Source organism: Paraburkholderia sp. C35 (assembly GCF_003121405.1).
GTDB lineage: Bacteria > Pseudomonadota > Gammaproteobacteria > Burkholderiales > Burkholderiaceae > Paraburkholderia.
Genome location: NZ_QBUY01000178.1, coordinates 1 through 10397 on the forward strand (window position 1 = coordinate 1; position 10397 = coordinate 10397).

10 protein-coding genes are annotated in these 10397 nt (G+C 62.4%); 5 read left to right on the forward strand and 5 right to left on the reverse strand.

Features of this window, described 5'->3' with window-relative positions:
- Positions 1-177: 177 nt before the first annotated feature.
- From DK391_RS42805 to lptF, 3 genes are read right to left on the reverse strand one after another with little or no spacing between them, the layout of a single operon-like run.
- Complete coding sequence (locus tag DK391_RS42805; RefSeq protein WP_109484058.1) at positions 178-558, reverse strand: CbiX/SirB N-terminal domain-containing protein; 381 nt, start codon at positions 556-558, stop codon at positions 178-180.
- Positions 559-588: 30 nt separating this feature from the next.
- A complete protein-coding gene (gene lptG, locus DK391_RS42810) occupies positions 589-1737 on the reverse strand; it encodes an LPS export ABC transporter permease LptG (RefSeq protein ID WP_109484059.1) in 1149 nt (382 codons plus the stop codon).
- Positions 1738-1740: 3 nt separating this feature from the next.
- Complete coding sequence (gene lptF / locus DK391_RS42815; protein WP_109484060.1) at positions 1741-2853, reverse strand: LPS export ABC transporter permease LptF; 1113 nt, start codon at positions 2851-2853, stop codon at positions 1741-1743.
- Between the two features lie 135 nt (positions 2854-2988).
- Between lptF and DK391_RS42820 the strand changes: the two genes are divergently transcribed.
- The 3 genes from DK391_RS42820 (at position 2989) to DK391_RS42830 (ending at position 5747) form a co-directional block, all read left to right on the forward strand.
- Positions 2989-4500, forward strand: coding sequence for a leucyl aminopeptidase (locus tag DK391_RS42820; protein ID WP_109484061.1), 1512 nt, complete (start codon positions 2989-2991; stop codon positions 4498-4500).
- 64 nt (positions 4501-4564) lie between these two features.
- Positions 4565-4981, forward strand: a complete 417-nt coding sequence (locus tag DK391_RS42825; protein WP_109484062.1) for a DNA polymerase III subunit chi — start codon at positions 4565-4567, stop codon at positions 4979-4981.
- 91 nt (positions 4982-5072) lie between these two features.
- Complete coding sequence (locus tag DK391_RS42830) at positions 5073-5747, forward strand: DUF2486 family protein (RefSeq protein WP_109484063.1); 675 nt, start codon at positions 5073-5075, stop codon at positions 5745-5747.
- A 33-nt stretch (positions 5748-5780) separates the two neighbouring features.
- Here the strand turns inward: DK391_RS42830 and DK391_RS42835 are convergent, their stop codons facing one another.
- Both DK391_RS42835 and ilvD read right to left on the reverse strand, forming a co-directional pair.
- The gene (locus DK391_RS42835) at positions 5781-6107 is read right to left on the reverse strand and encodes a c-type cytochrome (protein ID WP_109484064.1); all 327 of its coding nucleotides are present in this window, start codon (positions 6105-6107) and stop codon (positions 5781-5783) included.
- Positions 6108-6233: 126 nt separating this feature from the next.
- Entirely contained in the window at positions 6234-7907 is a 1674-nt protein-coding gene (gene ilvD / locus DK391_RS42840; RefSeq protein ID WP_109484065.1) for a dihydroxy-acid dehydratase, read from the reverse strand.
- Between the two features lie 187 nt (positions 7908-8094).
- Between ilvD and DK391_RS42845 the strand changes: the two genes are divergently transcribed.
- Positions 8095-9048 (forward strand): LysR family transcriptional regulator, encoded by a 954-nt coding sequence (locus tag DK391_RS42845; protein WP_109484066.1) that lies wholly within the window; start codon positions 8095-8097, stop codon positions 9046-9048.
- Positions 9049-9140: 92 nt separating this feature from the next.
- Complete coding sequence (gene lgt, locus DK391_RS42850; RefSeq protein WP_109484067.1) at positions 9141-10046, forward strand: prolipoprotein diacylglyceryl transferase; 906 nt, start codon at positions 9141-9143, stop codon at positions 10044-10046.
- Positions 10047-10397 lie beyond the last annotated feature (351 nt).

Consider the following 10397-nt stretch of genomic DNA (forward strand, 5'->3'; position numbering starts at 1 on the left):
AGACCGAAGCGGGCGGTGTTAGCCCGCTTTCTTTTGCCTACTTTTCTTTGCGGCGGCAAAGAAAAGTAGGTGCTGCCCCGCACAGGGGCGACGCGTGAAGTACCAACACCAAATCGCGGATGCCAGCGAAAGCGAAAGCGAAAGCAAAAGCAAAAGCAAAAGCAAACACCACCAACCTCAACCCAAAGCCTGCCGCAGGCAATACCCAGCAATCGCCTCAATCACCTCAGCATCCTCACCGACAGCGGTAGAACACCGAATCTCAACGGAAGGATTCGCGCTACGGCACTGATCAAGAATCACTGGAAGGTCTCGCCGAATATGCCCGCCCTGGCCAAAAAACACCGGCACGACAGTAATCACAGAAACCCCAGCTGCAGCCTGAGCAGCAACAGCAGTCGGCAAATCCGGCGTCATCAGTTCAAGAAACGCAAGCGAAACCGGACCAGCATCCTCACCCCGCAGTGCCAGCAATCGCGCCGACAGCCGCTCAAAAGGCTCGGCCCAACGGGCATCCCTCGCGCCATGCGCAAACAGCACAATCCCATGAGCACTCATGATCCGATCGCTCCGCGAGGATGAAAACAACTAATGCCGATCAACCCACTTGAGCCCAACAAGACCCAACACGAGATAGATCAACGCAGGCGTCGCCGCTGTCAACGGCGCAGGCCAGGTATTCAGATTGCCGATGTGCGAGAACAGCGTATTGAACAGCTGGAAGCTCATGCCCAGCATGATCCCGCCGAACACCTTCACACCGACCACGCCCGCGCGCGTATGCAGATACGCAAACGGCACCGACAGCACCAGCATCACGAACACGGCGAACGGATACAGAATCTTGCGCCACAGCGCGATCTCATACCGCTGTGTGTCCTGATGGTTCTCGGTCAAATGCTGGATGTAGCGAAACAGATTGAACATCGACATCCGCTCCGGCGCGACCAGCAGCACCGACAGGATCTGCGGCGTCAGTTCCGAACGCAGCGAATACTCAGGCAGCGAGACCTGCTTCGCGCGATACACCGGGGTCAGCGCGTCAGCAGGCTTGCCGGCATCGGGTGCGACGTCCAGCAGTTGCGTGTCGGTGACGTCCTTCAGCAGCCAGTGGCCGGGCGGCTGATACTGGCCCGACTTCGCGATACGCACGTTCGACAGACGGAACTTCGAATCGAATTCATAGATGCGCACGTTCGAAATGGTCGCGTCCGGCTGCAACTGGCCGACGTTCACGAAGCGCGTCACCTGCTCGCCATCGGCACGCGCCGTCAGCGTGTCCTTCACCCAGACGCCCGATTCGAAGTTGCTCGACACCGACGAACCCAGCGCTTCCAGCCGCACGCGTTCCGAAAGCTGATCGGTGTACGGCCCGACCACTTCACCGATGATGTACGTCAGGATCACGATGGGGATGCCGATCTTCAGCAGCGAACGCAGCGCCTGATTGGTCGCGAGACCGGACACGCGGAAAATCGTGTACTCCGAATTCGCCGCCATTTGCGCAAACACATAGATCGCGCTGATCAGCGCTGCTACGGGAATGATTTCGTAGAAGCGCGACGGCGTTTGCAGCGCGACGCGCAGCACCGCGTACTGGAATTTGTAGTTGCCGTGACCGACCGAGTTCAGTTCGTTGATCAGGTCGAAGAAAAAGAACAGACCCGAAAACGCGAACAGAATGAAGACGAAGGTGAGGTAGACCTGACGCGCAAAATACTTTTCATAAATGCGCATGGGTCATGCTCCCCGCGCCGTGTTGTTCGACGACCGGCTGAACATCGCCCGCGTGAAAAGCGGCCGGTTGCGCACGCGCAGCCAGAAGATGAACACGACGACCAGCGCCACCACGACGTGCAGCCCGACCAGCCCCACGCCGAACGACATCTTGCCCTGCTCGATCCACGACTGTACGACGTTCAGCAGGTTCGAATAGGTCAGATAGATCAGCACGGCCATCACGAGGTTGATCGTGCGGCTGCGGCGCGGATTCTGGTGGGCGAGGGGGATGGCGAGCAGCATCAGGTTGATGCCGATCAACGGCAGCCCCGCGCGCCACGCAAATTCGGCGAGGTTCTGACGGGTCGGATCGCGGAACAGATCCAGCGTGGGCGTGCCCGTCGTGGTCGGCGTGCTGACCACCGGCTGGCTCTGGATCTTCACGCCGTAGCGCTCGAACTCCATGATGCGGAAATCGGGATGGCCCGGCTCGCCGTCGTAGCGGCGGCCATTCTCCAGCACGACGAAGCGGTCGCCGTTCTTCATGGTTTCCGTGTGGCCGTTCTTCGACACGACCACGTTCACCTTGCCGCCTTCCGTGCTGGTGACGAATACGTTCTCGACGTGGCTCTGGTCGGGCGACATCTTCTCGATGAAGAACACCCGATGGCTCACAGCCGATTCGCGGAACTGGCCCGGCGCGAGCAGCGAGACCTCGTCGCGTTGCTGGAAGCGCGCGCGGATCAGCTTGCTCTGCTGGTTCGACCACGGCCAGCCGACGAACACGAAGAAGGCGATCAGAATGATGATGGGCGTCGCGAACAGGCCGATCGGCTTGATGAAACGCGTGAGGCTCACGCCCGAGGCGAGCCACACGACCATTTCGGAATCCTTGTACCAGCGCGTGAGCACGAACAGGATCGACACGAACAAAGTCGCGACCAGCATGATGGCCAGATAGCCGATGACCGTCAGGCCGATCAGCACCAGCACGTCGCGCGGGTCGATCTCGCCGGACGCCGCGAAACCGACGATGCGGATCATCATCGTCGTCAGGACCAGCGTGAGCAGAACCATGAACACGGCGCCAGCCGTGTACGCCAGTTCGCGCTGGAGGGAGCGTTCAAAAATCATGGTTGATGAAGAGAGGGGGCGCTTCGTTGGCGGCGGGGTTCAGCCCCATCACGCCTTCGTGCAGCCGCCGCGGGAAAAATAGCGGATAATTGCGGCTTTCATCCTAAGCCCAGATTTTATCCGAGGACAAGCGCGATGGACTTTAGCATAAAAGCCTGTGATTGGAGCAAAGGCTCGACCAACGGGTTCCTTACCGGAAAATCGGATTGCATCGCGATCGGCGTGTTCGAGTCGCAGACGCTGTCGGGCGCCGCGCTGGAAATCGACGCGGCCACCAAGGGTCTGCTCACGCGCATCATCAAGGCGGGCGACATGGACGGCAAGACGGGCAGCACGGTGTTCCTGCATGAAGTGCAGGGCATCGGCGCGTCGCGCGTGCTGCTGGTCGGCCTCGGCAAGCAGGATGCCTTCACGCAGAAAGCCTACGGCGACGCCGTGCGCGCTGCATGGCGCGCCATTCTCGGCACCAAGATCACACAGGTCACGTTTACGCTGGCTCAGGCGCCCGTCAAGGAGCGCTCGTCGGATTGGGCGGTGCGCGCCGCGATCCTCGCGCTGCGCGAGCTGACCTACAAGTTCACGCAGATGAAGAGCAAGGCGGACAACGGTGCGCGCGCGTTGAAGCGCATCGTGTTCAGCGTCGACGGCGCGGACGAGAAGCTCGCCAAGGTCGCGTTGAAGCAGGGCGTCGCGCTCGCCAACGGCATGGATCTGACCAAAGACCTCGGCAACCTGCCGGGCAACGTCTGCACGCCGACCTATCTGGGCAACACCGCGAAGAAGCTCGCGAAAGACTGGAAGCTCAAGGTCGAAGTGCTCGGCCAGAAGCAGATCGAAGCGCTCAAGATGGGCTCGTTCCTGTCGGTCACACGGGGTTCCGTCGAGCCGCCGCAGTTCATCGTCCTCCAGTATCAGGGCGGCGGCGCCAAGGCCGCGCCCGTCGTGCTGGTCGGCAAGGGCATTACGTTCGATACGGGCGGCATTTCGCTCAAGCCGGGCGAAGGCATGGACGAGATGAAGTACGACATGTGCGGCGCAGGCTCGGTGCTGGGCACGCTGCGTGCCGTGGCCGAAATGGGCCTGAAGCTGAACGTGGTCGGCATCATTCCGACCTGCGAAAACATGCCGGCCGGCAATGCCACCAAGCCGGGCGACATCGTCACCAGCATGAAGGGCTTGACCATCGAAGTCCTGAACACGGACGCCGAAGGCCGCCTGATCCTGTGCGACGCGCTCACGTATGCGGAACGCTTCAAGCCCGCTGCCGTGATCGACATCGCCACGCTGACGGGCGCGTGCATCATCGCGCTCGGCCATCACAACAGCGGCCTGTTCTCGAAGGACGACGCGCTCGCGGGCGAACTGCTGGATGCCTCGAAGGAAGCGTCCGATCCCGCATGGCGCCTGCCGCTCGATGACGAGTATCAGGATCAGCTCAAGTCGAACTTCGCGGACATCGCCAACATCGGCGGACGTCCGGCGGGCAGCGTGACGGCAGCGTGTTTCCTGTCGCGCTTCACGGAAGCGTATCCGTGGGCGCACCTGGACATCGCCGGCACGGCATGGAAGAGCGGTGCAGCCAAGGGCGCCACGGGCCGTCCCGTGCCGCTGCTGGCGCAGTTCCTGATCGACCGCGCGGCGCAATGACGCGTCGCAGTCCGATCACGCAGCACATGCAATACACGCATTGCGCAGCAAGACAGGATCGCCGATGACACGCATCGACTTTCATTCGAACGTCGGCGATTCGCTGCAGTACGCATGCCGTCTCGTGCGCAAGGCGTATCAGGCCGGCCAGCCGCGCGTCGTGCTGGCCGAGCCGCCGCGGCTGCGCGCGTTCGACGAGCAGTTGTGGACCTTCTCGCCACTCGACTTCATCCCGCATTGCCTCGCGGCCAGCCCGCTCGCGGCGCAGACGCCCGTCGTGCTGACGTCTTCACTCGACGACGCGCCGCACCATCAGATACTGTTGAATCTGGGTGCAACCGTGCCGCCGCAGTTCGCGCGCTTCGAGCGCCTGCTGGAAATCGTCGGCAATGCGCCCGACGAACTGGCCGCCGGCCGCGACCGCTATCGCTTCTATCGCGATCGCGGCTATGCTCTGAATAACTACAAGCAGGGCGCCTGACCGGTTGCTGTCCGTGCGTTGTCCGCTCGATGCGCGGGTTTGTCCGATTCGCGCAGAACCGGCTCGTCCGATCTTTCAAGGGAGTGTTTTCGTGTCCCAATCTTCCGACTCTTCCGATCAAGACATCCCCATCCTGACCGACGTGATGGAGACGGGTCACGATCCTCACGTCAAGGCAAAGCGTCCGAAGCGCAGCGGCTCGCACGGGCATGGTCACGAAGGGACGCACGCGCGCAAGCATGGTGCGCATGAAGCACACGCAGCCCATGAAACGCATGAAGCGGACGCAGCGCCGCATGACTCACATGCAGAAGCGCACACACCGTCACCCATCCAGGATGACGACGTGCCCTTGCTCGATTCCATCTACGAATCGCCGCATGTGCCTTTGCGCGAGCCTGCGCAGTTCGTGCCCGGCGAAGCGGAGTTCACCTCGGGTTCGGCGGCAGAGCAGTATGTCGCGCCGCCCGAACCGGTTGCGTTGCAGGCAGAGCATGCTCATGCGCCCGCTGCGGCACCCGCAAACGCCACCGACTACGATGCCGATGTACTGGCCGAGCGGCTGCGCGGCCGGTTCGCGACGTATCTGAAGGGCGATGGACGTAATCTGATCGAAGCGCGTTGCCGCGACGCGTTCCAGGACCACACGACCTGGCTCGTCAATCAGATCACACGCGAGGTAGCGCTCGCATTGGAAACGGAAATGCTGAGCTGGGTGCGCGAGGCGATCCGCGAAGAACTCGGTAACTCGACGACCAGCAAGTAGGCGGGCACCTGAACCAGCACCCGGGCCGCACGCCTATTTAAGCGTCAGAATCCAGCTTGCCAGCGACATCGCTTCGTCCTGCGTGACCTGAGTGTTGGCGGGCATCGGTACGGGACCCCAAACGCCGGAACTGCCTTCCGTGATCTTGCGCGTGAGGTAGGCGACGGCATCGCTGCGCGCCGAGTATTTCGCGGCGACATCATGCAGCGACGGCCCCATGAATTGCCGCGACACCGAGTGGCAACTCATGCAGTTCTGCTTTTGCGCCAGTGCGAGGCCTTGAGCCGATTCCGCGCGCGCCGCGCCGGTGAATGCCAAAGTGCCTGCCAGCAAGAATGCCGCATACGACTTCGATTTCATTATGGTCTCCGCCGGTGACTCGGGCCGGCTCGTGGTGGACGCATTATAAGATCAAAGGGGCACACGGCGATCCGTGTGCCCCTTTCTCCATCGAAGCGTGGTCCGGCAGCGCGGTGCTGCGTCGCGTCAGCCCGTGACGGCGCCCTTGTTGGCCGGCTTCACCAGTGCCGCGAACTTGGCCATCACGCCGCGCGTGTAACGTGGCGCGGGCTGCTTCCAGGCGCCGCGGCGGCGTTGCAGTTCGGCATCGTCGACGTTCAGTTGCAGCAACAGCTGATGCGCGTCGATGGTGATGGAAGCGCCTTCCTGCACCAGCGCGATCGTGCCGCCCACGAAGGCTTCCGGCGCGACGTGGCCGACCACCATGCCCCACGTGCCGCCCGAGAAGCGCCCGTCCGTGATCAGACCGACCGATTCGCCCAGCCCCTTGCCGATAATGGCCGAAGTCGGCGCCAGCATTTCCGGCATGCCCGGACCGCCTTGCGGGCCGAGATAGCGCAGCACCACGACATCGCCGGCATGGATCTTGTCGGCGAGGATCGCTTCCATCGCGCTTTGCTCATCGTCGAACACGCGCGCCGGGCCGGTGATGACGGGATTCTTCAGGCCGGTGATCTTCGCGACCGCACCGTCTTCCGCGAGATTGCCCTTGAGAATCGCGAGATGGCCTTCGTCGTAGAGCGCCTTGTCGAGCGGATAGATCACTTTCTGGTCCGCGCGCGGCTTGCTCGGGACGTCCTTCAGTTCTTCGGCGATGGTCTTGCCCGTGATGGTCATGCAGTCGCCGTGCAGCAGGCCCGCGTCGAGCAGCAGCTTCAGCACTTGCGGGATGCCGCCCGCCGCGTGCAGATCCGTCGCGACGTATTTGCCCGACGGCTTCAGGTCGCAGATCACAGGCACTTTCTTGCGGATACGCTCGAAGTCGTCGATGGTCCATTCGACTTCGGCAGCATGCGCAATCGCCAGATAGTGCAGCACGGCGTTGGTCGAGCCGCCCGTCGCCATGATCAGCGCGACGGCGTTCTCGATCGATTTCTTTGTGATGATGTCGCGCGGCTTCAGGTCTTGCTTCACCGCTTCGACCAGCACGCGCGCCGATTCGGCTGCCGAATCGACTTTCTCCTGATCGGGGTTCGCCATCGTCGACGAATACATCAGCGACATGCCGAGCGCTTCGAACGACGAACTCATCGTGTTGGCCGTGTACATGCCACCGCACGAGCCCGTGGTCGGGCAGGCGTTCTGTTCGACCCCTTCGAAATCTTCCTGCGACATGCGACCCGCCGTGAACTCGCCGACGGCTTCGAACGACGACACAATGGTCAGATCCACGCCTTTCCACTTGCCCGGCTTGATGGTGCCGCCATACACGTAGATGCCAGGCACGTTCATGCGCGCGAGGCCGATCATGCCGCCCGGCATGTTCTTGTCGCAGCCGCCGATCACGACGACGCCATCCATCCACTGACCCTGCACGCAGGTCTCGATGCAGTCGGCGATGACTTCGCGCGAGACGAGCGAGTACTTCATGCCTTCCGTGCCCATCGACATGCCGTCCGAAATGGTCGGTGTGCCGAAGGTTTGCGGGTTCGCGTCGGCGCGTTTGACGGCGAGCACGGCGGCATCGGTGAGCGGCTGCAGGCCGGCGTTGCATGGCGTGATGGTCGAGTGGCCGTTGGCGATGCCGATCATCGGCTTGTCGAAATCGTCCTTCTGGTAGCCGAGCGCGTAATACATCGAGCGATTCGGCGAACGCGCGACGCCTTGCGTGATGTTCTTCGAACGACGGTTGTACGGCATGGGGAGCTCCATCCAGTTGTTGTGATGTGCGCGCCGGGCGGCTCGCTTCCCGCTCGCGGCGCAACGGCTTTGGGCGGTGTCAGCGCGGGGTCTGTAGTCTAGTTCGGGCGCGTGGGGCAAGAATGGAGTTTCTGCAAAAGAATGTCCAATATATTATTCAGCGCCGATTAGGTCGTAAAATGTATCAATGAGCTTGCCTGTGATGCCCGATTTGCGGCAATTGCGTTACTTCGTGACGGTGGCCGAAGAGAAGCACTTCGGCCGTGCGGCGGCGCGGCTGTCGATGACGCAACCGCCGCTGTCGCAGGCCATCCGCGCGCTGGAAGAGACGCTCGGCGTCGAGCTGTTTGCGCGTACCAGGCGTTCGGTCGAACTGACCTCGGTCGGCGCGGATCTGCTGCCCGAGGTGCGGCGGCTGCTCGCGGGCGCAGAAGCGCTGCGGCCGCTGGCGCAAAGTCTCGCGCGCGGCGAGGCGGGCGTCCTGTCGCTTGCGTTCGTATCGACAGCCGATTACGGACTGTTGCCGCCGCTCTTGCGGGCGTTCGGCGCGCTGCACCCTCGCGTGCGGCTCGAACTGCTCGAAGCGACCAGCGACGTGCAGATAGAGGAACTGATGGCGGGGCGCGTCGATGCAGGTCTCGTGATCGGGCCATTGCCGCCGCGCTATGCGTCGCAACTGTCGTGGCTGCCGTTGGCGCGCGAGCCGCTGGTGATCGCGATGTCGTCGGAGATGGCGGCGCGTATCGAAGGCGATGAAGGCAGCGCGGCCGAATGGCGCGACGCGCCGTTGAGCCTCGCGCAGGCGGGCGACGCGCCGCTCGTCGTCTTTCCAAGGCGTCTGGCGCCAGGCTTTTATGACATCATTATGGATTGCTACGGCGCGGCGGGCCTCACACCGCGCATCGGCCAGGAAGCGATCCAGATGCAGACGATCGTGAGTCTCGTGTCCGCGGGCATGGGTGTCGCGCTGGTGCCGCAATCGTTGCGTAATCTGCGGCGCACGGGCGTCGTGTATCGTCCGTTGCGTGAAGCGGTGCCCGCTGTCGTCACCGGGCTGGTGTGGCGCACGGCGGAAGTGACGCCCGTGCTGGCCGGTTTCATCGACATCGTGCGTGCACATGGCGATGCGCCGGCGGGCTGACGCCTTGCCTTGCATCGTGCGGCGAACCCTTTGCGGCGTAGCGCGTCCAATGCGCTTGAGTTTTCAGATTACCGAACCCCTATAACGATACGATGCACATTCACCCGAATTTCGACCCTGTCGCCATCCACCTGGGGCCGCTGGCCGTCCGCTGGTACGGCCTGATGTATCTGGTCGCCTTTGTCATGGCGATCGTCGTAGGGCGGCTGCGGCTGCGTTTGCCGCATGTCGCTGCGCAAGGCTGGACCCCGAAGGACATCGACGACATGCTGTTTTATGGCGTGCTCGGCACCATCCTCGGCGGACGTCTTGGCTATGTGCTGTTCTACAAGGCGAGCTGGTATTTCGCGCATCCTCTCGACGTCTTCAAGGTGTGGGAAGGCGGCATGTCCTTTCACGGCGGCTTTCTCGGCGTCACGCTGGCGATGATCCTGTTCGCGTGGCAGCGCAAGCGGACGTGGCTGCAGGTGACGGACTTCGTTGCACCGATGGTGCCGACGGGGCTGGCGGCGGGGCGGTTGGGCAACTTCATCAATGGCGAGTTGTGGGGGCGGGTGACGTCGCCGGATGCGCCTTGGGCGATGCTGTTTCCTGGCGCTGCCAATGAAGATGCCGGTTGGCTTGCGGCGCATCCTGTGCAGGCTGCGCAGTGGCATCTCGGTGAGGTGTTTGCCCAGTATCACATGTTGCCGCGGCATCCTTCCCAGTTGTATGAGATCGCGCTTGAAGGTGTCGTGCTGTTTCTTGTGCTGTGGTTCTTCACGCGCAAGCCGCGGCCTGTTGGGGCTGCTTCGGCTGTGTTTCTGATTGGGTATGGGTTGGCTCGGTTTACCGTCGAATTTGCGCGTGAGCCGGATGATTTTCTGGGTCTGCTCGCGTTTGGGCTTTCTATGGGGCAGTGGCTGTCTCTGCCGATGGTGATCGCAGGCGTGTTGATGCTGGTTTGGGCTTATCGGCGGAAGGGGCGGGATGCCTTGCAGGCGGCTAATGTGGGTTAATTGCTGGTTTTGTCTGCGACGCTGGTGGGGTTTGCTTTTGCTTTTGCTTTCGCTTTTGCTTTTGCGGGCATCCGCGATTTGCTAGTGGTGCTTCACGCGTCGCCCCTGTGCGGGGCAGCACCTACTTTTCTTTGCCGCGGCAAAGAAAAGTAGGCAAAAGAAAGCCGCTGAACACCGCCTGTTCTTGTAGTTGCCTGCGGGTCCCCAGCCGGTCCTATCCTTCATGCGGCATCACTCGTCTTGATGCCCGCTGCCAGCGCTCTTTACGGGCGCCTCACCCTCTTCAAACACCCGCGTCTCAGCAGGTCTTACCAGTTCGGCCCAGGCCGCCCAGGTGGCAAACGGTGTGTC